Origin of the sequence: Rathayibacter tritici (assembly GCF_001641005.1) — a bacterium.
In the GTDB taxonomy this organism is placed as follows: Bacteria; Actinomycetota; Actinomycetes; order Actinomycetales; family Microbacteriaceae; genus Rathayibacter; species Rathayibacter tritici.
Genome location: NZ_CP015515.1, coordinates 1674670 through 1700089, shown reverse-complemented (window position 1 = coordinate 1700089; position 25420 = coordinate 1674670). Strand labels below are relative to the sequence as shown.

Sequence of the window (25420 nt, the reverse complement as noted above, 5' to 3'; positions counted from 1 at the left end):
GCGCTACAGCGGCGCTGTCGGCGGTCCGCCCTACGCTGAAGACGCATCGGCGAGGGGAGCGGCATGGACGCCACGGCAGCAGGACACGGTGCGGAGCGCCCGCAGCTCGGGCACTTCCGCGCGGCGGATAGGGTGATCGCCCACCTCAGCGATACGCATCTGCTGGCCGAGGGGGTACCCCTCTACGGGAAGGTCGACACGGTCGCCCGGCTCTCGCAGGCGGCGGAGCGGCTCGTCGAGCGCGGCGGACGTCTGGACGCGATCGTGGTCACCGGGGACGTCGCGGACCGGGGCGAAGAGGACGCCTATCGGCGGGTGCGCGCACAGCTCGACCCCGTGGCGAAGCGGCACGGGTGCCCGATCGTCTGGGTGATGGGCAATCACGACGAGCGCGGAGCATTTCGCCGGGTGCTGCTCGACCAGGACCCGGCCGGAGCGGGGCCGGTCGATCAGGTCGTGGACCTGGGCGGACTCCGGCTGATCGCGCTCGACAGCGCGGTCCCCGGGTTCCACCACGGCGACCTCACCGACGCGCAGCTCGCCCGGCTGAGGGACGAGCTCGCCGCTCCCGCGCCGCTCGGCACGATCCTCGCCCTGCACCATCCGCCGCTGCCCACTCCGCTGGGCGCGATGACGGTACTCGAACTGCGCGGGATCGACCGGCTGGAGGACGTCGTGCGCGGCACGGACGTCCGCGCGATCCTCGGCGGGCACCTGCACTACCCGACTGCGGCCATCTTCGCGGGCGTGCCCGTCTTCGTCGCCGGCGCCACCAGCTACACGATGGACCTCGGAGCACCCGAACGGGAACTCACCGGCGTCGACGGCGCGCAGAGCCTCTCCCTCATCCACGTCCACCCCGAAACCGTCGCTGCGTCGTTCGTCCCCTCCGCGGCAGCGCCGATCGCGACCCGTTTCGGCTCCGACCTGACGGAGCGACTCGAAGGCCTCGACGAGCAGGGGCGGATCGACCTGTGGTCGCGGATGCCGGAGGGCTCATGAGCGACGAGACGCTCACCGACTCGGTCGAGCACTTCCTCCGCTACGTCCTCGACGAGCGCTCGCTCTCTCCCGCAACGGCGAAGGGCTACCGCTCCGACCTCGTGCGGCTCGTCGCCCACGCGGCGGAGAAAGGGCAACTCCTCACCGCCGAGCTCGACCTGGAGCTGCTGCGGGACTGGCTCTGGCGCGAGTCGGAGTCGGGCGTCGCGCGGGCGACGCTCGCCCGGCGCACGGCCGCTGTCCGCTCCTTCTCCTCCTGGGCGCAGCGCACGGAGCGGCTGCCGATCGACGTCGCCGCCCGGCTCAAGTCTCCCAAGGCCGGCCGGACCCTCCCGCGGGTGCTGACCCTTCCGCAGGCGGAGCAGGTGCTGGACACGGTCGCGGCACGCGGGGCGACGGAAGATCCGGTGGCACTGCGCGACCTGGCGATCATCGAGTTGCTGTACGCCTCGGGCATTCGCGTCTCGGAGCTGGTCGCTGTCGACCTGGGGGACGTCGACCTGAGTCGGCTGACCGTGCTCGTCACCGGCAAGGGCGCGAAGCAGCGGGTCGTCCCGTTCGGCGTGCCCGCGAAGGAGGCTCTGGTCACCTACCTCGAGCGCGCCCGGCCCGCGCTCGCCACCGGTGACGGCATCCGCGCCCTCCTGCTCGGACGTCGAGGCGCTCGGCTGACCCCGCGCACGGTCTACGGGATCGTGGCGCGCCTGCTCGACGGCGGCCAGGGCTCCGGCCCCTCCGGCCCGCACACCCTCCGCCATACCGCGGCGACCCATCTGCTCGACGGGGGAGCGGACCTGCGTGCCGTGCAGGAGCTGCTCGGTCACGCGAGCCTGGGTACCACGCAGATCTACACCCACGTCTCGACCGAGCGCATCCGCGACGCCTACCGCCTGGCCCACCCCCGCGCCTGACCCGGACCCCGCGCCTGAGCCGCCGCCCGACCCCTGGCTCAACCCCGCGACCGAGCAGACCACCACCCTCGCGCCCGCCCTGACGGACCCCCTCGCCTCCCCGTCCATCGGCAGCAGCACCGCCCTCGGGATCCCGCCGAAGAACCGCATCGGCGACACGTACTCCCCGCCTTCGCGCACCCCGAGGTGCACGCACCGCTCGGAGCAGTGGCCGCCGGTTCCCACCACGCCGACTGCCTGCCCCGCCGCAAGGACCTGCCCCGCGCTCACCGACGTGTCCACCGGCTCGAGCGACGAGACCAGCCCGCCGGCGTGCGCGATGCTCAGCACGGGCCGGTCCGCCACCTTTCCCGCGTACACCACCGTTCCCGCCGCGACCGCGACCACCGGCTGCCCCGGCATGGCCGACAGGTCGACCCCGCGATGGCCCGCGGCGTAGCGGTGCGCAGGAGCGTTCCACGGAGCGACGAGCGAGAAGCCCCCGACCGGCGAGCTCCACCGGACGGCGGTCGCGTCGGTGGACAGGGCGTGGACGGGTGCGCCGGAGAGCAGCGCGACGAGCGCGAACACGCCCGGGCGCAGGAGACGAGAACTGATCATGAGACCACCCTCCAGGGCCCATTGACGCTCCGGGCGGGAGTCGTCCTGACCGGGGGAGAAGCGGCGGAAGAGCAAGGCTGTGGAGGGAGGTCATCCGCTTCAGGGAGCGCACCCCGTCTCACCGCATGCCGGGCGGGGAGTAACGTGCCGGTGATCCGGCTCGGGAGCGGTACCCTGCACCCACCGGCGGCGAGAATCGGAGACGACCATGACCAGCGGACAAGCTGACACGACCAGTGGGAGAGCGGACATCCCGAATCCTTCGGCGGCGAAGCTGAAGAGGAAGGTGATCGGCCTCGCGATCGCGGCGGCGGTCGGTGGCTTCCTCTTCGGCTTCGACTCCTCGGTAGTCAACGGAGCCGTGGAAGCGATTCAGGGGGATTTCTCCCTTTCGGCAGCGCTGATCGGCTTCGCCGTCGCCTCCGCACTACTCGGTTGCGCACTCGGCGCCTACCTCGCCGGCCGCCTGGCCGACCGTTGGGGCCGCATCAGGGTCATGCTGCTCGGCGCCGCCCTGTTCTTCATCTCTTCCATCGGCGCCGGCGTGGCGGTCGCGGTCTGGGACCTCGTGCTCTGGCGCGTCGTCGGGGGCCTGGGCATCGGCATCGCCTCGGTGATCGCGCCGACCTACATCTCGGAGATCGCGCCGAAGGCGATCCGCGGCGCGCTCGCCTCCCTGCAGCAGCTGGCGATCACGCTCGGCATCTTCGCCGCCCTGCTCTCGGACACTCTCATCGCGACCGGCGCGAACGGCGCGTCGGAGCCGTTCTGGTTCGGCGTGGCCGCCTGGCGCTGGATGTTCATCGCCTGTGCCGTGCCCGCGGTGATCTACGGTCTCCTGGCGCTGACTCTCCCGGAGTCGCCCCGCTACCTCGCGACGCGCGGCCGCTCCAAGGACGCCCGCGCGGTGCTCGCTACGGTCACCCCGCGCGACGAGGTCGACGAGGCCCTCGCGGACATCCAGAAGAAGATCGACGAGGACGCCGAGAACGCCAAGCGCTCCAGCCTGCGCGGACCCGCGCTCGGCCTGCTTCCCGTGGTCTGGGTCGGAATTCTGCTCTCGGTGTTCCAGCAGTTCGTGGGCATCAACGTGATCTTCTACTACTCCACCTCGCTCTGGAGCGCGGTCGGCTTCGACGAGTCGAACTCGTTCGCGATCTCGGTCTTCACCTCGGTGGTCAACGTCGTCGTGACCTTCGTGGCGATCTTCCTGGTCGACAAGGTCGGGCGAAAGCCGCTGCTCCTGGTCGGCTCGGCGGGCATGGCGATCTCGCTCGCGCTGATGGCGATCGCCTTCAGCCAGTCGACGATCAGCGGCGAGGATGTCTCGTTGCCCGGCGCCTGGGGTCCGATCGCCCTGGTCTCGGCGAATGCGTTCGTCGTGTTCTTCGGCGCCACCTGGGGCCCGCTGGTCTGGGTGCTCCTGGGTGAGATCTTCCCCAACCGGATCCGCGCCGCGGCGCTCGGCCTCGCCGCCTCCGCCCAGTGGATCGCGAACTTCGTCATCACCGTGACCTTCCCGATCCTCTCGCAGGACGTGTCGCTCACCCTCGCCTACGGCCTCTACGCGGCGTTCGCGGCGATCTCGTTCGTCTTCGTCTTCATGTTCGTCCCCGAGACCAAGGGCCGCTCGCTGGAGGAGATGGACACGCTGCACATCCGCACGGTGATGAAGTCGGCGCGCAAGTAGCGCCCGGCTCCAGGCTCCTACGGCCGCCCTCCGCAGCAGCGGGGAGGCGGCCGTTCTGGTGCTAGAGTGCACGGAGCACCTCGCTCGTCGGGGTGACTACGCGCGCCCATTCGGCCTCCGCTTCCCACGGTCCCTCTCCGCTCACGCGGCGGGGGCGGGAGTGCGCCGGGCGCCAGGGCGATGTGCCGACCGGCCGTCGCAGACAACCGAACGGGAGTTCGGCGCCGTCGTGCGCCCGGGCCCCGAGACAAGGAGAACGACTCATGGCAGTCGTCACCATGCGCCAGCTGCTCGACAGCGGCGTCCACTTCGGGCACCAGACCCGTCGCTGGAACCCGAAGATGAAGCGCTTCATCCTGACCGAGCGCTCGGGCAGCTACATCATCGATCTCCAGCAGTCGCTGGCCTACATCGACAAGACCTACGACTTCGTCAAGGAGACGGTCGCCCACGGCGGCACCATTCTCTTCGTCGGTACCAAGAAGCAGGCGCAGAACGCGATCTCGGAGCAGGCCACCCGCGTTGGCCAGCCGTACGTGAACCAGCGCTGGCTCGGCGGACTCCTGACCAACTTTCAGACGGTCTCGAAGCGCCTCGCCCGCATGAAGGAGCTGGAGGAGCTCGACTTCGACGACACGTCGAAGAGCGGCTTCACCAAGAAGGAGCTCCTCATCAAGAAGCGCGAGCTCGACAAGCTGCACAAGTCACTCGGTGGAATCCGCAACCTTTCGAAGACGCCGTCGGCCCTCTGGGTCGTCGACACCAAGAAGGAGCACCTCGCGATCGACGAGGCCAAGAAGCTGGGCATCCCGGTCATCGGCATCCTCGACACGAACTGCGACCCGGACGAGGTCCAGTACCCGATCCCGGGTAACGACGACGCGATCCGCTCGGTGAGCCTGCTCACCCGCATCGTCGCCGACGCCGCGGCCGAGGGCCTCATCCAGCGCCACCAGAAGCCCGAGGCCGAGGGCAATGTCTCCGCCGTGGAGCCGCTGGCGGAGTGGGAGCAGGAGCTGCTCGCCACGGGCGCCGACGCGCCCGCTGCCGACGCCCCCGCCGTTGACGCCCCCGCTGCCGCCGAGGTGCAGGAGCCGAACGAGCAGGCCGGAGCGGAGACCGAGAAGGTCGCCGACGCCGAGGCCGCGACGGCTGACGAGGCCGTCGCCGAGGCCGAGACACCCGCCGCGGAGGAGGCCCCCGAGGCCGACGCCGCCGCGACCTCGACCGACGAGACCGCCGCCGTCTGACCTCCCGTTCCGTGACGGGGGTCGGACGCCGCGTTCGCGGTCGTCCGGCCCCCGCTCGGTCGGTACACGTTCACCACGAGTAAGAACCGTCGTCACCTCGGCGTGCTGGGCTTTTCGAGAGTCCGCCGCCCCGCGTGAGGGCGCCGCAGAGTTTCCGAACCAAGAGGAGTTCCGAGAACATGGCTAATTTCAGCCTCGCTGACGTCAAGACGCTGCGCGAGCAGCTCGGTACCGGCATGGTCGACACGAAGAATGCGCTCGTCGAGGCCGATGGCGACCTGGACAAGGCGGTCGAGATCCTCCGCCTCAAGGGCGCTAAGGGTAACGCGAAGCGCGCCGACCGCTCCACAAGCGAGGGCCTCGTCGCCGCCGCCGAGAAGGACGGCGTCGCCACGATGATCGAACTCGCCTGCGAGACCGACTTCGTCGCCAAGGGCACCAAATTCATCGCCCTCGCCGACGCCGTGCTCGCCGCGGTCGTCGCCGCCGGCTCCACCACAGTCGAGGAGGCCCTCGCGGCCCCCGCCGACGGCAAGACCGTTGCCGACCTCATCAACGACGAGGCCGCGATCCTCGGCGAGAAGGTGGAGCTGCGTCGTGTGGCCGTCGTCTCGGGCGAGCACTTCGCGATCTACCTGCACAAGACCAACAAGGACCTGCCTCCGCAGGTCGGCGTGGTCGTGGGCTACGCGGGTGAGGACGCCGAGACCGCGCGCTCCGTCGCTCAGCACATTTCGTTTGCGAACCCGTCCTACCTCTCGCGTGAGGACGTTCCGCAGTCCGAGGTCGACACCGAGCGCCGCATCGTCGAGGAGATCTCGCGCGGCGAGGGCAAGCCCGAGGCGGCCCTGCCGACGATTATCGAGGGACGCGTGAACGCGTACTTCAAGCAGGTCGCGCTGTTCGACCAGGAGTACGCGAAGGACAACAAGCTGTCCATCAGCAAGGTCCTGAGCGACGCGGGTCTGAGCGTTTCGGGCTTCGCCCGCTTCAAGGTCGGCGCCTGACAGCACCGCAGGAGGGAGTCCGGGTCGTTCAGTCGACCCGGACTCCCTTCGCTCTGCCCGGGCCGTCCGCGGCGCGGTCGCGGGGCGTGCTCCGGGCGGGATAAGTTTGTACGGGTCTACGGGAGGAAACGTCCATGACGCAGACGGATGCGATGACGACGGGCAAGCGCCGCAGGGTGCTGCTGAAGCTGTCGGGGGAGGCGTTCGGCGCCGGCACGCTCGGCGTGAATCCTGATGTGATCAGCGCCCTCGCCCGCGAAATCGCCGATGCCGCCACCGAGGTCGAGGTCTCGGTGGTCGTGGGCGGCGGCAACTTCTTCCGCGGAGCCGAGCTCTCCCAGCGCGGGATGGACCGCGGTCGGGCCGATTACATGGGCATGCTGGGTACGGTGATGAACGCCCTCGCGCTCCAGGACTTCCTCGAGCAGGCGGGCGCCGAGACCCGTGTGCAGTCGGCGATCGCGATGACACAGGTCGCCGAGCCCTATATCCCCCGTCGAGCGATTCGGCACATGGAGAAGGGTCGCGTCGTGATCTTCGGTGCCGGCGCCGGGCTTCCGTACTTCTCGACCGACACGGTCGCCGCCCAGCGCGCACTCGAGACGCACGCCGACGTGGTGCTCGTTGCGAAGAACGGAGTGGACGGCGTGTACGACGCCGACCCGCGCACCACGCCCGAGGCGAAAAAGCTGGACACTCTGACCTATCTGGAGGCGCTCCAGCGCGGCCTTAAGGTCGTCGACTCCACTGCGTTCAGCCTGTGCATGGACAACGGCATGCCGATGCAGGTCTTTGGGATGGAGCCCTCAGGCAATGTCGCGAAGGCCATCCGCGGCGCCGATCTCGGCACCCTCGTCTCGAACTAGACTGACCACTTCCCTCTCTTAAGGAGTTCCCTGTGATCTCGGATGTACTGGCCGACGCGAAGACCAAGATGGGCAAGGCCGTCGAGGTCGCCAAGGAGGACTTCTCCACGGTCCGCACCGGGCGGGCGAACCCCGGCATGTTCCAGAAGGTGCTGGTGAGCTACTACGGAACGCCGACGCCGCTCTCGCAGCTCGCCTCGCTGCAGAACCAGGAGGCCCGCACCCTCCTCGTCACGCCGTACGACAAGGGCTCGCTGCGCGACATCGAGCAGGCCATCCGGGACATGCCGAACCTCGGTGCGAACCCGACGAACGACGGCACGCTGATCCGAGTGACCCTGCCGGAGCTCACCGCCGAGCGCCGCAAGGAGTTCGTGAAGATCGTGCGCACGAAGGCCGAGGACGCGAAGATCGCGGTGCGCAACATCCGCCGGAAGGGCAAGGACGACCTCGACGCACTGAAGGGCGACATCGGCGACGACGAGCTCTCCCGCGGCGAGAAGGAGCTCGAGGCGCTGACGAAGCAGCACGTCGACGCGATCGACGAGGCGCTCAAGCGCAAGGAATCCGAACTGCTCGAGGTGTAGCGGTGGGCGAGATCCCCGAAGGACCCGTGGGCGGCCAGAAGAGCGTGGACGGCCAGAAGAGACCGTCTCCGCGCGTCCCGGGTGCCCGGGGGTCCCGGATGGTCACCAGGGACGCGTTGCGCGCGCGTGCCCAGCAGGGCCGGGCCGATGTCGAGCGCCAGCTCGAAGCGACCCGGGCTCAGCTCGAGGCGACGAACGACCGCCTGACCGCGCGCTCCGGCCGGAACCTCGTGTCGGCGACCGCCATCGGTCTGATCGGCGGTGGCGCGATGGTCGTCAGTCTGCTGGTGGTCAAGGAACTCTTCATGGTGCTCGCGGGCGCTCTGGTGCTCCTCGCGGCGCTGGAGCTCTCGAACGCGCTCCGCCACGCCGGCCGTGACATCCCGCGCATCCCGACCGGAATCGCGGCGGTCGCCGCAGTGCCGGCCGCCTACTACGGGGGTCTCGGAGCGGCGTGGGCGGCGGTGCTCGGCGGCTCGATCCTCGTCGGCGTCTGGCGTCTGGGCGAGCAGCTGTTCCGGCGCACGGCCTCCAGTCGGCGCGACCTCGCCCTCGACATCGGCCTCGGCGCCTTCGTGCAGGGTTACACCACCTTCCTCTGCGCCTTCGCGATCCGCTTGGTCGCCGAGCCGGGCGGCCAGCTCTGGGCCTTCGCGTTCCTGGTGCTGGTGATCGTCGTGGACACCGGCGCCTATATCAGTGGGCTGACCTGGGGCAAGCACCCGATGGCGCCCCGGATCAGTCCGAAGAAGACCTGGGAGGGTTTCGCCGGCGCGGCGGTCGCAGGCATCGTCGTCGGTGTCCTTCTCGCCCTGCTGATGCTTGGTCAGCCGTGGTGGGTCGGTGCGGTCTTCGGGGCGGTCGTGCTGCTGACGGCGACGCTCGGGGACCTGGCGGAGTCGCTGATCAAACGTGACATCGGCATTAAGGACATGAGCTCGTGGCTGCCAGGGCACGGGGGAGTGCTCGACCGCCTCGACTCGATCCTGCCCTCGGCCGCCGCGGCCTACGTGCTGTACTTCCTCTTCGGGCACTGAGCCGACTCGGAGGTCCGGCGGGGCGCGCCGATTCCTCTCCCGACCCGCGGCTTGGCATGATGTCGGGATGACCGCTCCCTTCCCCCGTGCCCGCGAGTCCCGTCCTGGCTACGACACGGGTGAGGTCGACTCCTTTCTCGCTTCCGCCCGAGAGGCCTACTCGCAGCTGTCCGGGGGACCGGCGGATCTCCGGGCGGCCGACCTGCGCCACGCCGCCTTCACCCTGCGCAAGGGCGGCTATTCCGCGCCGCACGTGGACGCGGCACTGGAGCGACTCGAGGACGCCTTCGCGATGCGCGAGCGGCAGTACGCCATCGCGGCGCACGGGGAGGAGGCGTGGCTCGCGGATGCGCGAGCGAGGGCCCAGGAGATCGTGAACCGGTTGGCCCGGGCTCCCCGCGAACGCTTCACGCGAGCGGGCGTGCTGACGACCGGGTACAACATTCGCCAGGTCGATGCCTTCGCCGATCGGATCTCGGGCTACTTCCGTGACGGCTCGGTGCTGACTGTGGACGATGTGCGCACCGTCTCCTTCGCTCCGCTGCGCGGGGGCTACGCTGAACCGCAGGTCGATCTGCTGCTCGACACGGTGGTCGACGTCATGCTCGCGGTCCGCTGACCGATTGACGCTGCCGGTCGGCCGCGGATCTGCTGGCCGATCAGGACGTCGTCCGTTATGCTTTCGTCATCGTGGCTCAGCATTCTCAGACTTCCGTCGCCCGCCCGCCCGCGTACCGTAGCAGCGGTCGCCCGGCGGTCCCGCGTCAAACCCCGGTGCGGCGCTCCTGGGCCCGGGTTCCGGTGGCGGTTCTGGCCTTCATGGCCTCGATCGCGTTCGCGATGGTGAACGTCGTCGATCCGTCCAGCGGCGCGGTCGCCTCCCCGTACTACCAGGCACCGGCGCGTTTCAACGGCGATGCGGCACAGCGACTCGTGGTGGCCGACGCCGCAGAGCGTACCGTTCAGCGCGACTCCTTCGGTGCCGAGGCGAAGCCCAAGCCCACCCCGACCCCGACCCCCACTCCGGCGGCGATCCCCGCCCAGGCGCAGCCCGCCCCGGGTGGCGTCGAGGAGGAGTCGGGCTCTTCCGCCCAGGCCGCAGCACCCGTCGCGCGCGCCGCCGCTCCGGACCCGGGCTCGGCCAAGGCCATCGCCTACGACATGATCGTGCAGCGGGGCTGGGCCGACAGCGAGTACGACTGCCTCGTCCTGCTGTGGAACCGCGAGTCCGGCTGGAACGTGTACGCCGAGAACAAGTCCAGCGGTGCCTACGGCATCCCGCAGGCGTTGCCCGGCAGCAAGATGGCCACGTCCGGGTCGGACTGGGCAACGAATGCCAGCACGCAGATCGTCTGGGGCATCGATTACATCTCGGGCCGCTACGGATCGCCGTGCGGTGCGTGGGGGCACTCGCAGTCACTGGGCTGGTACTGAACCGACGCGGCTGAACGTCTCGCTACCCTGGAGCCGTGGATGACGCGCTGCTCGGGATCGTCGGGATCATCACCGTCGTTACGGTCGCGCGATTCTCGAGCCGCCTCGGCATCGCGGCGCCGCTGCTTCTCGTCGTCATCGGCATCGGCGCGTCCTACCTTCCCGGCGTCCCGGCCATCGAGGTCGAACCGGAGCTGATCCTCGCCGGGGTGCTGCCGCCGCTGCTCTACTCGGCGGCGATCCAGGTTCCGCTCACCGACTTCCGGCGGAACCTGCGATCGATCTTCGGGCTCTCGGTGCTGCTGGTCGTGGTGACGGCACTGGTCGTCGGTGGCTTCCTCTATCTCGTCTTCCCCGATCTCAGCCTGCCCGCGGCGATCGCTCTCGGCGCCGTGGTGAGTCCGACGGACGCGGTGGCAGCGACGTCGATCGGCAAGAAGCTCGGCCTGCCGCCGCGGCTGGTCACGGTGCTCGAGGGCGAGAGCCTGGTCAACGACGCGTCCGCGCTGGTGCTGTTGCGGGCAGCGACGGCGGCGGCCGCGGTGGTCGGTGCCTCCGTCACCGCCGACGCGATTGACGTGGGCGAGGTGAGCGTCCTCTTCGTCTACTCCGTCCTGATGGCGATCGCCCTGGGCGTGGCGATCGGGGTGATCACCGTCTTCGTGCGCTCGACGCTGCGCGACCCGGTGCTCGACACGGCCGTATCGTTCGCCGTACCCTTCCTGGCCTACATCCCGGCGGAGGAGATGGGCGCATCCGGCGTGCTCGCCGTCGTCGTGACCGGGATCTACACGGGGCACAACAGCGCGCGCTTCCTCTCGCCGCAGTCGCGGATCAGCGAGCGGGTGAACTGGCGGACCGCGCAGTTCCTGCTCGAGAACGGCGTCTTCCTGCTGATGGGAGCCGAGATCAAGGCCATCATCAGCGGGGTCGTCGACCCAGGGGAGTTCGGGGTGGGCACGGCGGTGCTGCTGGGACTGGCGACGGTGGTCATCCTGATCGCGCTGCGCACGCTGTTCGTCTTGCCGCTGTTGCTGTGGTTGCGCAGCTCCGGGCGCCGCGCCGAGCGGATCAACCGGCGGCTCGCGGTCGGAGTGATGCGGCTGCGCAACAGCGCGACCAGCGACGAGCGCTTCCGGCGCCGGCAGGTCCGGGCGGAGCGGCTGTACCAGCGGCGCGAGACCGACCTGGCCGCGACGACGAGCGAGGCGTTCGGCTGGCGGGGCGGAGTCGTCCTCTCCTGGTCCGGAATGCGCGGCGTGGTCACGCTCGCGGCGGCCCAGTCGCTCCCGGGGGAGACGCCGTATCGTTCTCAGCTGATCCTGATCGCGTTCACCGTCGCCGTGGTGACTCTGCTGCTTCAGGGCGCGACGCTGCCGGCCCTGATCCGCCTGACCGGCATCCAGGGCTCCGACGGTGAGGCCGACCGCCGCGAGCTGGCGACGCTCCTGGACGAGGTCGCGGCCACGGGCATCCAGGCGCTGCCGGAGGCGGTCGCCGAGCTTCCCGACGGCGAGGCGGGTGAGCGCGTGGTCGAGCGGGTGCGCCGGGACACCCTGACCCGCTCGCAGGTGGCGTGGGAGCAGGTGGGGCGGGCGGAGGATGCGCCTCCGGGACCGCATGCGCAGTACCTTCGGCTGCGCCGCGCGGTGCTGCTGGCTGAGCGCGAGGCGCTGCTGGAGGCGCGGGGCCGCGGCGTCTACTCCTCGAGGACCCTGCGGCGTGCCCAGCTGATGCTCGACGCCGAGGAGACCCGCCTGGAGATGGACGACAGCTCGCACTGACGGGAGCCCAGGACGGCGGCCTTCTCGAGCGGCTTCTAGACTGGGTGGATGCCGCGCAGCAATCGACCCCGGGGCAGCCGTCGTGATGACGACGAGGAGTCGCGCGACCTCTCGCAGATGCTCGCTGGATTCCGACGCACCGAGTCGCACGCCGGCCGGGAGTGGAACGTGCAGCCTGTCTCCGCGGCCCGCGCGGTGAAGAGCTACCTCTGCCCGGGCTGCGGTCTCACGATCGACATCGGCCAAGCCCACCTGGTCACGTGGCGCGCGGACGGCGCTCTCGGCGACGCCGCCGACCTGGCCGGCCGACGCCACTGGCACACGCACTGCTGGAGAATCCGAGGAGCACGATGACCCACGAGATCCGCGGAGGCGTCGTCCTCCCCGCCCGCCGCGAGGACGTCGAACTGCTGACCGCCGACGGGCTGACGCTGGTCGGCGAGCTCGCGCTGCCGTTGGAGCGCGAGCCGGTCGCGACGCTGGTGACGCTGCATCCACTGCCGACTCACGGCGGCTTCATGGACTCGCACATCCTGCGCAAGGCCGCCGCGCGGCTGCCCGCTCTCGCCGATCTGGCGGTCCTGCGTTTCAATACGCGCGGCACGGCATCGGCACGCGGCACGAGCGAGGGCGCGTTCGGACACGGTACCGAGGAGCGGGCCGACGTCGCCGCGGCGATGGCGTTCGTCGCGGAGCGCGTTCTGCCTCGCCCCTGGCTGGTCGGCTGGTCGTTCGGCACGGAACTGGCGCTGAAGTGGGGCAGGGAGCATCCGGTTGAGGGTGCGATCCTGCTCTCGCCGCCGCTGCACCGCACGAGCGCGGACGAGGTGGCCGCCTGGGGCGAGGACGGCCGCCCGCTCGTCGCACTGATCCCGGAGTTCGACGATTACCTGCGACCGGACGCGGCCGCCGAGCGCTTCGCGAGCGTGCCGCAGCTGGATCTCGTCGCGGTGGCGGGCGGCAAGCACCTCTGGGTCGGCGAGGCGCAGACGCGCCGGGTGCTCGAGGAGATCGTGCGCGTCGTCGCCCCGGCCTCCGCACCGCTGCCGACCCAGTGGGAGGGCGAGCTCGGCTGAGCCCGCCCGCGCGGCGCCCGACTAGCGCCCGGAGGAGGAGCGGCTGCGCTCGGTGTTCACACCGGAAGCCTCCTCCGAGCTGCTGTCGGAGCCGTCGGGGGAGCCGGTGCCGTCGTCGTCCTTGTCACTGCGGGAGTCACTGCCGGAGTCGCTGCTCGCGTCGTCGGCGGAGTCGTCGTCGTCCAGATCATCGATGTGCCCGATCAGGCCGCGCAGCCCCGAGACGTACCCGGCGATCGCGTCGCGCTCGGTCCGGATCTCATCGAGGCGCCGCTCGGCCGTGTCCATCAGCTCGCGGCTACGACGCTCCGCGTCCGCGATGAGCGTCTGCGCCCTGTCGCGCGCGTCGTCGAGCAGGGCATCGGAGTCGTCCTGGGCTTTCCGGCGCAGGCGGGTCGTCTCGTCGAGAGCGTCGCTGCGGAGGGCATCGGCCTCGAGGCGCTTGTCGTTCGCGCGGCGGATCGCGTCGGCGAGTTGCAGGTTCGATTCGTCGAGGTATCGCTGCGTCTGCGCGACCGCCTCCTGGTGTCGGAGCAGGTCGTCGCGGTCGGCCTCCTCGCGGCGCGCGGCCAGCTCGACGACCAGGTCGATACGGGCCTGCTCGACCTCGCGCGCGAGTGCAGCGGCCTCGTCGGCGGAGGCGGCCCGCAGGCCGGCCAGCTCGGCGTCCAGGACGGCGACGGCCTCGGCGCGCTCCTGAGCCAGACGGGTGCGCTGGTCCGCGACCTCCCTGGCACCCTCGGCGCGGATGCCGGCGACCTCGGCGTCGAGCGCGGCGCGGGTCGAGAGCAGCTCGGCCTCGAGCGCCGCGCGCCCCTGCGCGACCTCGGCCTCGACGGCCGCGCGGAGGTGATCGACCTCGGAGGCGACCTCGGCCCGCAGCAGCTCGTTCGCCTGGGCGAGGCGGGCGGCCTCGGCGCGGGCGACCTCGATCTCGCGGGCAGCGACGGCGCGCATCTCCGCGGCCTCGCGCTCGGCCTCGGAGCGGATCGCGGCGGCCTCCCGCTTGGCAGTGGCGCGCGTTTCGGCGGCCTCGGTTGCGACGGTGCCGCGGATCGCGGCGGCCTCGCGGACCGCGTCCTGGGTCATCACGTCGCGGTCGTCCGCGGCCTTGCCGAGGGTCGCGGCGGCCTGCGCCTCGGACTCGTCGCGGGTGCGATCAGCGCGGCGGCGGGCCTGAGTCACGAGGCGCTCGGCCTCGTCACGGGCTTCCTGGAGCAGGCGATCGCCGTCGTCGCGAATGGAACGGCGGAGGGCGGAGGCGTCGTTCTCGGCTTGCGCGATGATCCGCTCGGACTGCTCCTCGGCGACGCGCAGGGTGTGCTCGAGCTTGGCGCCCAGACCCGCGTAGGTGGGAGCACCGACCTGCTGGAGCTCCTTCTCGAGTCCCTCGATCCGCGAGGAAAGGCGCTTCACCTCCCGGCCGCTCTCGGCCGCCTGGGTGTTCGAGTGGATGAGCTCGCGGCGCAGGCCCTGGATGGCCTTGTCGACCTCGTCCCGGTCGTAGCCACGGAACACCTGGGTGAATTCGGCCTCGTCGTTCGCCACGTCGTCTCCTTCAGAGCAGGACCGCGGGGGGCTCGCGGCACTCCGAAAGTGTATTCAGCGAGAGGGCTTCGGCCGGGGCGACACCCGCGCCGCGCGCCGCTTCGGCCGCACTCTCGGCTTCTGCCGGGTATCGAGCCGAGGGCATCGGCTATCGTGGACTGTCTTTGTCTGTTGCCGTCGCGTCCCGGTCCGGCTGCGTACCCCGAGCCGGCCCCGGCCGTCACCCCGATCCGGCAACGCAGGAGGAGTTCTTTCGTGCGGTTCGTCTTCGCCATCATCGCCACCGTCATCGCTGCCGCGATGATCGTGCTCGGCATCGGTCAGCGGACGGTCTGGGCTCCTCCGGAGTCCCTCACCGCCCAGACCTCCCTGGACTCTTCCGCCCCCTACGCGGTGATCGACGGCAGCACCCTTGGTGCGAATCCGGGTCGGCAGACCATCACGATCGAGGGGAGCGGCGACCTCGTCGTCGCCTACGCCCCTACCTCCGACGTGCTCGGCTGGGTGGGTCGTTCCAGCTACGACGCGGTCGGCTACGAGCCGGTCGGCGACACCCTCACCGCCGAGGAGGAGACAGGCCAGCGCGTCCGGTTGGCCTCCGACGTCGAGACCGCCGATGCGGCCGTCGTCGACCCGAGAGGCTCCGACCTCTGGCTGGAGCAGTTCGAGGGCAGCGGCAGCGTCACGGTGGCGCTCGACGTGCCCGAGGACGTCTCCATCCTCATCGCGAGCGACGGCACTGCGCCTGCCGCCGACTCCGTGCGGGTCACCTGGCCCGTCGACACCTCGACTCCGCTCGCCGGTCCGCTTCTGCTCGGCGGGGCCGTCTTTCTCCTGCTCGGCCTCATCCTCTACATCTGGGCGTTCGTGCACCTGCGTCGCCAGCACGGTCCGCGGCGGAAGGGTCCGCAGGGGAGGATCCCGCGCGGCGCCCGCCGGCCTCGACCGCGCGCCGGCATTCAGGCCTCGGTCGCGTCCCCGACGCCGACGCGCCGTCGTGCCGCCCTGGTGCTGCCGGTGGTGCTCGGTTCCGCTGTCCTGCTCTCGGGGTGCAGCTCCGACTACTGGCCCGACCTCGCGGCAGGTGCGAGTGAGGCGCCCACTGTCACGGCCACGGCTACCGCCGGTGCGGAGCCGGTCTCTGCCGCGCCGACCCCGGTTGTCACAACGCAGCAGGCGGAGGCGATCGTCGCCGCGGTCGCCGATGTCGCGTCCCGAGCGGACGCGGCGCGCGATGCCTCGATCCTCGCCGAGCGCTTCCAGGGCGAGGCGCTGACCGAGCGGACCACCAACTACGAGGTCACCGCCAAGGGCGGCACGATCGACCCGCCGCAGACCATCCCGGCCTCGCCGGTGAGCCTCGTGCTCCCGCAGGACACGGAGTCGTGGCCGCGTCTGGTGACCGCCGTCGTGCAGAACTCGGCGGACAGCACTCAGGCACCGATCGCTCTGATGCTGAGTCAGGCCAGCCCGCGAGTGGGCTACAAGGTCGATTACGCGATCTCGCTCGAGGCCAACGCCCGCATCCCCGACGTCGCCCCGGTGACCGTCGGAACGTCAATCGTGGCTCCGGATTCACGGTTGATGAAGCTCGCGCCGCAGACCGTCGGATCCGCTTACGCGGACGTGCTCGCCAACGGCGATGCGAGCCAGTATGCCGGGCTGTTCGTGGCCGACGGCGACACGCTGCGCGGGCAGGTCGGCGTCGAGAAGAAGAACGCCGACCGCCAGGCGCTGCCCGACACCGCCTCGATCGAGTTCTCGAACGCGGCTGGCACGTCGCCGACGATCGCCCTCGCGACGAATAACTCGGGAGCCCTGGTCGCGGCGAGCATCGCCGAGACGTCCACCGTCCGCCCCACCGCCGAGGGCTCGACTGTCTCGACCTCCGGCGCCTCGCAGACGCTGCTGGGGACGGATAAGTCGACGACCGGCATCCAGACCACCTACGGCTACCAATTGCTGTTCTACGTACCGCCTGTCGGATCGGAGGAGAAGATCGTGATGCTCGGATGGAGCCAGGGACTCGTTTCGGTGGTGCAGCTGCCGTGAGCACCGTCCCGCCCCTGCCCGGAAACCTCCGCGGCGCCGTCGACCTGTCATCGCTGGTGAACCGCCGGACTCCGCCCGCCGGCGGTACCGCCGCCCCGGCGCCTGCCTCCGAGGCCGCGCCCGGCGCGAATCCGCTGCTGCTGAGCGCGGGCGACGCCGAGTTCGACCACGTGGTACAGCTCTCTTCGCGGGTCCCGGTGATCGTCGACCTGCGCGGCTCCTGGTCGGATCAGAGCCAGAGTATGACCGCGCTGCTCGAGAAGGTGGTCGTCTCGTACGCCGGTGCGTTCGTTCTGGTCGGGGTCGACGTGGAGTCGAGCCCGCAGCTGGCCCAGGCGTTCCAGGTGCAGTCCGTGCCGACCGTGGCCGCGATCATCGGCGGCCGCCCGGTTCCTCTGTTCAGCGGCCTCGTCGCCGAGGAGCAGCTGCGCGATCTGCTGGAGCAGGTGCTCCAGCTCGCGGCGCAGAATGGCGTGACGGGCACGGTACCGGTGGAGGGAGCGGCTCCCGCCGAGGGCGCCGAGTCCGAACCGGAGCCGCTGCCGCCGCACCACCAGGAGGCCTACGACGCGATCGATCGGGGCGATTACGCTGCGGCGATCACCGAGTACGAGACGGCGATCGCGCAGAACCCGCGCGACGACCTCGCCGTCGCCGGTCTCGCCCAGGTGAAGCTGCTGGCGCGCCTGCAGGGCCACACGCTCGACGACATCCGCTCGACGGCCGCGGCCGAGCCTTCGAACCTCGACGCGCAGCTCGCCGTGGCCGATCTCGATGTCTCCGGCGGTCACGTCGAGGACGCCTTCGACCGGCTGCTCTCGATGTTCCCGCGCCTGGACGCCGACGGGAAGGCCGCCGTTCGAGCGCGCCTGCTGGAGCTGTTCGAGATCGTCGGGCAGACCGATCCCCGCGTGAACAAGGCTCGCGCCCGCCTCACCGCCCTGCTCTACTGAGCCTGGTCCACTGAGGACGGCCGGAACCTCGGGAGGCCGCCCGCTCGTGACGATCGTCGCGGCGGACGGCCTCTCTCGTGCGGTGTCTGCTCAGGCGGCGGGGCGCAGGTAGAGCACGGCGAGCGGGGGGAGCACCAGCTCGGCAGAGGCGGGTCGACCCGCCCACGGCTCCTCGCGCGCCTCGACGGCGCCGAAGTTGCCGACTCCGCTACCGCCGTAGATCTCGGCGTCGGTGTTGACGAGTTCCTCCCAGCGGCCGGCCGTGGGCAGGCTCACGCGATAGCCGTGCACAGGAGACCCGGAGAAGTTCGCGATGACGGCGATCGGGCGACCCTCGCTGTCCTTCCGCAGGAACGAGACGACGTTCGGTGCGGCCGCGCCGCCGTCGATCCACTCGAAGCCCGACTGCTCGTGATCCAGCTCCCACAGCGGCGGCGAGTCGCGGTACACGCGATTCAGTTGCCCGACGAGGCTCCACAGGCCGCGGTGGCTCGGCTGGTCGAGGATCCACCAGTCCAGGCCGCGCTCCTCGCTCCATTCGGAGTACTGGCCGAACTCCTGGCCCATGAAGAGCAGCTGCTTGCCGGGGTGCGCCCACATGAAGGCGAGGTACGCGCGCACGTTCGCGAGCTGCTGCCAGTGGTCGCCGGGCATCTTCTGGATCAACGAGCCCTTGCCGTGCACGACCTCGTCGTGGCTGATCGGCAGGACGAACTTCTCGCTGAAGGCGTAGACGAAGGAGAAGGTGATCTCGCCGAGGTGGTACTGGCGCCAGAGCGGGTCGTTCGCCATGTAGTCGAGCGAGTCGTGCATCCAGCCCATGTTCCATTTGAGCCCGAAGCCGAGTCCGCCGGAGCTGGTGGGCTGCGTGACGCCGGGCCAGCTCGTCGACTCCTCGGCAATCATCATGATGCCGGGGTGCAGCCTGTAGGCCGTGGCGTTCACCTCCTGGATGAAGCTGATCGCCTCGAGGTGCTCGCGTCCGCCGTACTGGTTCGGCAGCCACTCGCCCTCCTTGCGGGAGTAGTCGAGGTAGAGCATCGAGGCGACGGCGTCCACGCGCAGGGCGTCCACGTGGAACTCCTCGAGCCAGAACAGCGCATTCGCGACGAGGAAGTTGCGCACCTGAGTGTGACCGAAGTCGAAGACGTAGGTTCCCCAGTCCATCTGCTCACCGCGACGCCAATCCGGGTGCTCGTAGAGCGGCTCACCGTCGAAGCGGGCGAGGGCGAAGTCGTCCTTGGGGAAGTGCCCGGGGACCCAGTCGACGATGACGCCGATGCCGGCCTGGTGCAGGCGGTCGATCAGATACTTGAGGTCGTCGACCGTGCCGAAGCGGCTCGAGGCCGCGTAGTACCCGGTGACCTGGTAGCCCCAGGACCCGCCGAAGGGGTGCTCGGCGAGCGGCATGAACTCGACGTGCGTAAAGCCGAGCTCGGTGACGTACTCGATCAGCGGGTCCGCGAGGTCGCGGTACCCCAGGCCGGGCCGCCAGGAGCCGAGGTGCATCTCGTAGACGCTGAGCGGCTGCGTGTGCGGATCGACGGAGGCGCGCTTCTCCATCCAGGCGGAGTCGCCCCACTGATGGTGCGAGACGGGGACCTTCGACGCGGTCGCGGGCGGCACCTCCGTGGCGCGGGCCATCGGGTCGGCCTTGCGGACCCAGTGGCCGTCGCGCGAGAGCAGGTCGAACTTGTAGGACGCGCCGGGCTCGATGCCGGGCACGAAAATCTCCCACACGCCGGTCGTGCCGAGGTTGCGGAGGGAGTGGCCCTCGCCACTCCAGTCGTTGAAGTCACCGACGACGCGCGCGGCCTGCGCGTGCGGTGCCCAGACGGCGAAGCTGGTGCCCCAGACACCCTCGTGCTCGCGGTGGCGGGCGCCGAGCGCTTCCCAGAGTCGCTCGTGACGCCCCTCGCCGATCAGGTAGAGGTCGACGTCGCCCACCGTCTTCGAGAAGCGGTACGGGTCCTCGGCCGTCCACTCGCTGCCTCCGCCGTAGCGAGCCTGGACCGTGTAGGCCTGCGGGCCGAGGACGTGAAAGCCCTGCCAGATGCCGTCGCTGAGGTGGCTGAGCTCGACTCGGGCACCGGTGTCGAGCACCACGGCCACCTTGTCGGCGAGCGGACGGCGCACGCGTACGACGGTCACGGGGTCCGCGACGCCGGGGGCCGAGACGAGGTGCTGTCCGAGGACGTCGTGGGGGAGAGCGTTGCTGCCGGTGGCGAGCTGCTGCAGGACCCACTCCGGGATGTCGGGAAGCGCGAGGGCGGCGGTGCCGTCGATCGGACCGGAGGCGGGAGCGGCGGGGGCCGCGGTGTCAGCCGCGGCGGTCTCGCCCGCGACGGTCTCGCCCGCGACGGTCTCGCTCGAGGAGCCGACGCCGACCGCGCCTGGGTCCGCGGCGACCCACTGCGGCGCCTCCGGGACCGTCTCGACCGCGTAGCGACGCGCGTTCTCACCGTCGGCTCCGGGGTGCTCGGGAGCGTCGGGCGCCGTGTCGGCGGCGTGCGCACCGTGTGCGGAGGTGGTCGCCGAGCTGGTGCCCGTCGTGGGCACCGTGTCGGCGTGCGCGGCGAGGCCCGCCTCGTCGGCCGGGCTCGTGCCCTCGGGCATGGTTCCGCTCATCGTCCGTCCGCCTTCACGCTCAGGATGTGCACGGGCTCGACGAACGAGTCGAGCCGCACGTAGTCGTCGCTGCCCCAGGTCCAGACGGCGCCCGTGATCAGATCCTCGACCTCGAAGCTCGCGCCCCAGTCGAGCCCGATCGCGGGCAGGTCGAGGTGGACCGTGGTCTCGCGGGCCGAGTGCGGGTCGGTGTTGACGACGACGATGATCGTGTCGTCGGCTCCGGTGCCCGTGAACGCCGCCTGCAGGTGCTTGGAGTAGACCAGGATCGCGTCGTCGTCGCTGCCGTGCACGTGCAGGTTCCGCAGCTGTCCGAGCGCGGGGTGCGCCCGGCGGATCTCGTTCAGACGCGTGAGGAATGGCGCGAGCGAGCTTCCGGTCTCCTCGGCGCCGGCCCAGTCCCGGGTCTTGTATTCGTACTTCTCGTTGTCAATGTTCTCTTCGGCTCCCGGGCGCGCGACGTTCTCGACCAGCTCGTAGCCGGCGTAGACGCCCCAGAGCGGCGACGCGGTCGCGGCCAGCGCGGCCCGCACCTTATAGGCCGAACGCCCGCCGTACTGGAGGTACTCGGTGAGGATGTCGGGGGTGTTCACGAAGAGGTTCGGCCGCATGTAGTCGGCCGTCTCCTGCGAGATGCTCGTGAAGAACTCGCTGAGCTCCTCCTTGGTGTTGCGCCAGGTGAAATACGAGTAGGACTGCTGGAAGCCGACCTTGCCGAGCGCGCGCATAATCGCGGGCCGGGTGAACGCCTCCGCGAGGAAGACGACCTCCGGGTGCTCGGCGTTGACCTCGTGGATGATCCACTCCCAGAAGTCGAGCGGCTTCGTGTGCGGATTGTCGACGCGGAAGATCCGCACGCCCAGGTCGATCCAGTGCCGCAGGACCCGCAGCGCCTCCTGACGGATGCCCTCGGGGTCATTGTCGAAATTGATCGGATAAATGTCCTGGTACTTCTTCGGCGGGTTCTCGGCGTAGGCGATGCTGCCGTCGGGGAGCGTCGTGAACCACTCCGGGTGGCTCCTCACCCAGGGGTGGTCGGGCGAGGCCTGCAGAGCGAAGTCGAGGGCGAGCTCAAGGCCCGCGTCGGTGACCGCGGCGTGGAAGGCGCGGAAGTCCTCCTCGGTGCCGAGGTCGGGATGGATGGCGTCGTGGCCGCCCTCGGCCGAGCCGATCGCCCACGGCGAGCCGGGGTCGTTCTCGCCGGCGTCGAGCGTGTTGTTCGGGCCCTTGCGGAAGGAGCGGCCGATCGGGTGGATCGGCGGCAGGTAGAGCACGTCGAAGCCCATCGCGGCGACGGCGGGGACGCGCTCGATCGCGGTGCGGAAGGATCCGCTGGTTACGGTGCCGTCCTCGTGGCGGACGGCGCCCTCGGAGCGGGGGAAGAACTCGTACCAGGCACCGACACCCGCGCGGGTGCGCTCGACGTGAACGGTGCGCGGCTCCGAGACGCTGCTGAGGCTCCACACGGGGCGGGCGTCGAACGCTGCGTGGACGGCGGGATCGGTTGCCGCGGCGAGGCGCTCGTCGGCGTCGAGCGAGGTGTCGGCGACGCGGGCCGCGGTTTCGGTGAGCAGGCTGCGCTCTCCTTCGGGGCGCGAGGCGTCCTCGGCACCGCTGCGCAGGAGCCCCCCACCGATGGCGAAAGTGACGTCGTGGTCGAGGCCCGCCGGAATCTTGACCTCCGCGGTGTGCAGCCAGGTCGCCCAGTCGTCGGCGAAGGCGCGGATCCGGTAGCTCCAGTCGCCCTCCTCATCGAGCGCGACGAGCCGGCCGTAGCGGTCGGTGCCGGTCGCGAGCAACGACATCCGGTGCTCCGACTCGACGCCGGAGGGCGAGGTCAGGAGAAGATCGACGCCGATCAGGTCGTGACCCTCGCGGAACGCCGTCGCGGCGAAGGGGACGACCTCGCCAGCGAAGGCCTTGGCAGGCCAGCGGTCGTCCTCGAGCCGGGGCTGCGGGTCGAGGATCGGCAGGCGCTCCGCCCGGACCTGATAACCGCTGCCGGTCCTGGCAGGCGCCGAGGCAGCCTCGGGTGCCCGACCGCGATCCGCTCGCTTCGCGCCTGTGCCGTTCGCGCCTGTGCCGTTCGCGCCTGTGCCGTTCTGAGCCTTGCCGAAAGGTATCTGAGCCACGTCACGACAGTAGCGACCGGCGGCGGCTCGCACACGACGCTTGCGCCCGCGCTCGGGCCTGTGCAAATGAAGGCGGACGAGTGCGACCGAGGGCGAAGGAGGGCTCGGGCCAGGCTCGCGCCGGGTCCGCGCCGCGCCGATCCGCGCTGGCCGCGGTCCGCTAGGGTGACCGAGCGTAACCGCCCCGGCGCTCCGCGACCGGGCGCTCCGGGGTCCGCAGAGAGTCGAGGGATGCCGTGAAGGCGATTCGCCGCTTCATCGTCCGCTCCGTCCTCCCGCCCGAAATCTCGGCTCTGGGCGATCTTGCCGGCAATCTGCGCTGGGCCTGGCACGAGCCCACCCGGCGTCTGTTCGAACGGGTCGACCCCGAGCTCTGGCGACGCGCAGGCGCGGACCCGACGGCGCTGCTGGGCGCCGTCAGCCCCGAGCGCCTTGCCGAGTTGGCAGACGACCAGGGCTTCGTCGACGAGGCGTGGCACCTGCGCGAGGACCTGGAGCGCTACCGCAGCGAGCCGCGCTGGTACCAGTCGCTCCCGGAGTCGGCGCCGCGCTCGATCGCGTACTTCTCGCCGGAGTTCGGCATCGCCGCGGCCCTGCCGCAGTACTCGGGAGGCCTGGGCATCCTCGCCGGCGACCACCTCAAGGCCTCCTCGGATCTGGGCGTCCCGCTCATCGGGGTCGGCCTGTTCTACCGCTCGGGCTACTTCTCGCAGACGCTCTCGGCCGACGGCTGGCAGCTCGAGTCCTACCCCTCGCTCGACCCGGACGGACTGCCGTTGCGCGTCGTGCGTCTCGCGGACGGCTCACCCGCCCGGATCGTGCTCGCGCTGCCGGCGGGCCGAGCACTCTACGCGCGGGTGTGGCGGGCCGAGGTCGGCCGGGTGACCCTGCTCCTGCTCGATACCGACATCCCCGAGAACGAGGACTCTCTCCGCTCAGTCACCGACCGCCTCTACGGCGGCGGCGGTGAGCACCGGCTGCTGCAGGAGCTGCTGCTGGGCATCGGTGGCGTGCGCGCGCTTGCGCTCTGGGCCGAGGTCTCGGGCAGCGCCCTGCCGGAGGTGTTCCACACCAACGAGGGGCACGCCGGCTTCCAGGGGCTCGAGCGCATCTCCGGACTGATCGGCGCGGGCCTGGACGTCGACCAGGCGCTCCAGGTCGTGCGGGCGAGCACGGTCTTCACTACGCACACTCCGGTGCCGGCGGGCATCGACCGGTTCGATCGCGCCATGATCGAGGAGTACTTCTCGACCGAGCTGCTGCCCGGGGTGCAGGTCGAGGACGTGCTCGCGCTGGGCGCCGAGCCGGGCGACTCCGGGACCGCGTTCAACATGGCCTACATGGGCTTGCGCCTTGCCCAGCGCGCCAACGGCGTCTCGACCCTGCACGGCGAGGTCAGCCGCTCGATGTTCTCCAGCCTCTGGCCCGGCTTCGAGACGGCGGAGGTGCCGATCGGCTCGGTGACGAACGGCGTCCACGCGGCGAGCTGGACCGATCCGATCCTCCGCTCGCTCGCGCAGGAGCGGCTCGGCACCGATGACACGACACGGGCCGACTGGGCGTCGGAGGCACTCGGGGACACCGAGCTGTGGGCGGCGCGCCGAGCGATGCGGGAGCAGCTGGTCCAGGACGCGCGCCGCCGTGCCGCCCGCTCGTGGCAGGAGCAGAATCCGGGTGGCATGCCTCCGGCCTGGCTCGACGAGCTACTCGACCCGGACGTGCTGACCATCGGGTTCGCCCGGCGGGTGCCGACCTACAAACGGCTGACGCTGATGCTGCACGACCCGGAGCGGCTGCGCGCGCTGCTGACCCACCCGCAGCACCCCATCCAGATCGTCATCGCCGGCAAGTCCCACCCGGCCGATGAGGAGGGGAAGCGGTTGATCCAGCGCCTCGTCCGGTTCGCGCAGGAACCGGATGTGCGCCGCCGGATCGTTTTCCTCCCGGACTACGACATCGCGATGGCCCAGCTGCTCTACCCGGGCACTGATGTCTGGTTGAACAATCCGCTGCGTCCCCTCGAGGCCTGCGGCACCTCCGGAATGAAGGCCGCGCTGAACGGGTCGCTCAACCTCTCGATCCTCGACGGCTGGTGGAACGAGTACTTCGACGGGGAGAACGGTTGGGCGATCCCCTCCTCCGACCGCGCGCTCGACCCGGAGGACCGTGACACTCTCGAGGCGGACGCGCTCTACGAGCTGCTCGAGACCGAGGTGGTGCCGCGATACTACGAGCGTGACCACGAGGGAGTCCCCCGGCACTGGGTGCGCTCGATCCGGCACACCCTGGCGACGCTCTCGCCCGAACTCTCGGCCGAGCGGATGGTGCGCCAGTACGTGGAGGCCCTCTACGCGCCGGCGGCCGAGGCGGGACGCGCGGTGGCCGCCGATCACTACGAGCCGGCGAAGGAGCTGGCCGCATGGAAGCGCCGGGTGCGCGCCGGTTGGCCGGGCGTCGCCGTCGCCTCGGTCGAGTCGGGCGGGATCGACGCGGTGCCTCAGCGTGGCGACCGACTCGCCGTGCGGGCCGGGGTGCGGCTGGGCGAACTCTCCCCGGCCGACGTCTCGGTCGAGGTCGTCTACGGGACGACCGCGCCCGACGGCTCGCTCAGCGAGGTCCGCCACCACGAGCTCGAGGTGGTCGAGGAGTCCGGCGCTGTGGTGCCCGCCGATGCGGTGGGCCGGGTACCGTACGCCGGCGTGGTGACCCTCGACCGCAGCGGCTCCTTCGGCTACACCGTCCGCGTGGTGCCCCGGCACCCGCTCCTCGCCCGCTCCGCCGAGCTCGGCCTGACCGCCACCGCCGGCTGACCCGCCCCGCCCCCTCCGCCCCGCCCGCCCCTCGCGAGATGCCACTTGGGTAC

The 25420-nt window shown here is 70.7% G+C and carries 19 protein-coding genes and 1 pseudogene; 16 read left to right on the top strand and 4 right to left on the bottom strand.

From position 1 onward, the window contains the following. Positions 1-63 precede the first annotated feature (63 nt). Both A6122_RS07720 and A6122_RS07715 read left to right on the top strand, forming a co-directional pair. On the top strand, positions 64-1002 hold the full coding sequence (locus A6122_RS07720) for a phosphodiesterase (protein WP_068253421.1): 939 nt from the start codon (positions 64-66) through the stop codon (positions 1000-1002). After that, entirely contained in the window at positions 999-1913 is a 915-nt protein-coding gene (locus A6122_RS07715; protein ID WP_068257303.1) for a tyrosine recombinase XerC, read from the top strand. Before A6122_RS07720 ends, A6122_RS07715 begins: the two co-directional genes overlap by 4 nt. Before the next feature lie 162 nt (positions 1914-2075). Here the strand turns inward: A6122_RS07715 and A6122_RS17680 are convergent. Then, positions 2076-2513, bottom strand: a pseudogene (locus A6122_RS17680) (peptidoglycan DD-metalloendopeptidase family protein); the annotation flags it as partial. Positions 2514-2721: 208 nt separating this feature from the next. Here A6122_RS17680 and A6122_RS07710 point away from each other — a divergent pair. The 11 genes from A6122_RS07710 (at position 2722) to A6122_RS07660 (ending at position 13244) form a co-directional block, all read left to right on the top strand. Next, on the top strand, positions 2722-4203 hold the full coding sequence (locus A6122_RS07710) for a sugar porter family MFS transporter (RefSeq protein ID WP_084415885.1): 1482 nt from the start codon (positions 2722-2724) through the stop codon (positions 4201-4203). 263 nt (positions 4204-4466) lie between these two features. Continuing rightward, a complete protein-coding gene (gene rpsB, locus A6122_RS07705) occupies positions 4467-5453 on the top strand; it encodes a 30S ribosomal protein S2 (RefSeq protein ID WP_068253418.1) in 987 nt (328 codons plus the stop codon). Positions 5454-5632: 179 nt separating this feature from the next. Then, positions 5633-6460, top strand: coding sequence for a translation elongation factor Ts (gene tsf, locus A6122_RS07700; RefSeq protein WP_068253414.1), 828 nt, complete (start codon positions 5633-5635; stop codon positions 6458-6460). A gap of 152 nt (positions 6461-6612) precedes the next feature. Then, positions 6613-7326, top strand: coding sequence for a UMP kinase (gene pyrH / locus A6122_RS07695; protein WP_068257297.1), 714 nt, complete (start codon positions 6613-6615; stop codon positions 7324-7326). 32 nt (positions 7327-7358) lie between these two features. Then, positions 7359-7913, top strand: a complete 555-nt coding sequence (gene frr / locus A6122_RS07690) for a ribosome recycling factor (protein ID WP_068253412.1) — start codon at positions 7359-7361, stop codon at positions 7911-7913. 98 nt (positions 7914-8011) lie between these two features. Next, complete coding sequence (locus tag A6122_RS07685; RefSeq protein ID WP_084416173.1) at positions 8012-8950, top strand: phosphatidate cytidylyltransferase; 939 nt, start codon at positions 8012-8014, stop codon at positions 8948-8950. A 67-nt stretch (positions 8951-9017) separates the two neighbouring features. Further along, the gene (locus A6122_RS07680) at positions 9018-9569 is read left to right on the top strand and encodes a DivIVA domain-containing protein (protein WP_068253411.1); all 552 of its coding nucleotides are present in this window, start codon (positions 9018-9020) and stop codon (positions 9567-9569) included. Positions 9570-9769: 200 nt separating this feature from the next. After that, entirely contained in the window at positions 9770-10384 is a 615-nt protein-coding gene (locus A6122_RS07675; RefSeq protein ID WP_237358140.1) for an aggregation-promoting factor C-terminal-like domain-containing protein, read from the top strand. A gap of 35 nt (positions 10385-10419) precedes the next feature. Then, positions 10420-12168 carry a cation:proton antiporter gene (locus A6122_RS07670; RefSeq protein WP_068253408.1) on the top strand — a complete coding sequence of 583 codons (1749 nt, stop codon included), beginning with the start codon at positions 10420-10422 and terminating at the stop codon, positions 12166-12168. Positions 12169-12216: 48 nt separating this feature from the next. After that, the gene (locus A6122_RS07665) at positions 12217-12522 is read left to right on the top strand and encodes a hypothetical protein (RefSeq protein WP_068253406.1); all 306 of its coding nucleotides are present in this window, start codon (positions 12217-12219) and stop codon (positions 12520-12522) included. Beyond that, entirely contained in the window at positions 12519-13244 is a 726-nt protein-coding gene (locus tag A6122_RS07660; protein ID WP_068253404.1) for an alpha/beta hydrolase, read from the top strand. The genes A6122_RS07665 and A6122_RS07660 overlap by 4 nt, the downstream gene beginning before the upstream one ends. 21 nt (positions 13245-13265) lie before the next feature. Here A6122_RS07660 and A6122_RS07655 read toward each other — a convergent pair whose 3' ends face one another. Further along, positions 13266-14792, bottom strand: coding sequence for a DivIVA domain-containing protein (locus tag A6122_RS07655; protein ID WP_068253400.1), 1527 nt, complete (start codon positions 14790-14792; stop codon positions 13266-13268). 255 nt (positions 14793-15047) lie between these two features. Between A6122_RS07655 and A6122_RS07650 the strand changes: the two genes are divergently transcribed. Then, entirely contained in the window at positions 15048-16844 is a 1797-nt protein-coding gene (locus A6122_RS07650) for a DUF8094 domain-containing protein (protein WP_068253399.1), read from the top strand. Further along, positions 16841-17797: a tetratricopeptide repeat protein gene (locus A6122_RS07645; RefSeq protein ID WP_068253398.1), complete on the top strand. Its 957-nt coding sequence runs from the start codon at positions 16841-16843 to the stop codon at positions 17795-17797. The genes A6122_RS07650 and A6122_RS07645 overlap by 4 nt, the downstream gene beginning before the upstream one ends. A gap of 90 nt (positions 17798-17887) precedes the next feature. On the opposite strand, the gene glgB is transcribed toward A6122_RS07645, so the two are convergent. Both glgB and A6122_RS07635 read right to left on the bottom strand, forming a co-directional pair. Beyond that, the gene (glgB, locus tag A6122_RS07640; protein WP_237358139.1) at positions 17888-20425 is read right to left on the bottom strand and encodes a 1,4-alpha-glucan branching protein GlgB; all 2538 of its coding nucleotides are present in this window, start codon (positions 20423-20425) and stop codon (positions 17888-17890) included. Continuing rightward, a complete protein-coding gene (locus A6122_RS07635) occupies positions 20422-22398 on the bottom strand; it encodes an alpha-1,4-glucan--maltose-1-phosphate maltosyltransferase (protein ID WP_084416172.1) in 1977 nt (658 codons plus the stop codon). Before A6122_RS07635 ends, glgB begins: the two co-directional genes overlap by 4 nt. Positions 22399-22793: 395 nt before the next feature. Between A6122_RS07635 and glgP the strand changes: the two genes are divergently transcribed. After that, the gene (gene glgP, locus A6122_RS07630) at positions 22794-25367 is read left to right on the top strand and encodes an alpha-glucan family phosphorylase (RefSeq protein ID WP_068253394.1); all 2574 of its coding nucleotides are present in this window, start codon (positions 22794-22796) and stop codon (positions 25365-25367) included. Positions 25368-25420 lie beyond the last annotated feature (53 nt).

Bases quoted from the DNA above. Each gene is read 5' to 3' on its own strand.
- A6122_RS07720 (WP_068253421.1), top strand. From the start codon at position 64: ATGGACGCCACGGCAGCAGGACACGGTGCGGAGCGCCCGCAGCTCGGG.
- A6122_RS07715 (WP_068257303.1), top strand. From the start codon at position 999: ATGAGCGACGAGACGCTCACCGACTCGGTCGAGCACTTCCTCCGCTAC.
- A6122_RS07710 (WP_084415885.1), top strand. From the start codon at position 2,722: ATGACCAGCGGACAAGCTGACACGACCAGTGGGAGAGCGGACATCCCG.
- rpsB (WP_068253418.1), top strand. From the start codon at position 4,467: ATGGCAGTCGTCACCATGCGCCAGCTGCTCGACAGCGGCGTCCACTTC.
- tsf (WP_068253414.1), top strand. From the start codon at position 5,633: ATGGCTAATTTCAGCCTCGCTGACGTCAAGACGCTGCGCGAGCAGCTC.
- pyrH (WP_068257297.1), top strand. From the start codon at position 6,613: ATGACGACGGGCAAGCGCCGCAGGGTGCTGCTGAAGCTGTCGGGGGAG.
- A6122_RS07685 (WP_084416173.1), top strand. From the start codon at position 8,012: ATGGTCACCAGGGACGCGTTGCGCGCGCGTGCCCAGCAGGGCCGGGCC.
- A6122_RS07680 (WP_068253411.1), top strand. From the start codon at position 9,018: ATGACCGCTCCCTTCCCCCGTGCCCGCGAGTCCCGTCCTGGCTACGAC.
- A6122_RS07675 (WP_237358140.1), top strand. From the start codon at position 9,770: ATGGCCTCGATCGCGTTCGCGATGGTGAACGTCGTCGATCCGTCCAGC.
- A6122_RS07665 (WP_068253406.1), top strand. From the start codon at position 12,217: ATGCCGCGCAGCAATCGACCCCGGGGCAGCCGTCGTGATGACGACGAG.
- A6122_RS07660 (WP_068253404.1), top strand. From the start codon at position 12,519: ATGACCCACGAGATCCGCGGAGGCGTCGTCCTCCCCGCCCGCCGCGAG.
- glgB (WP_237358139.1), bottom strand. From the start codon at position 20,425: ATGAGCGGAACCATGCCCGAGGGCACGAGCCCGGCCGACGAGGCGGGC.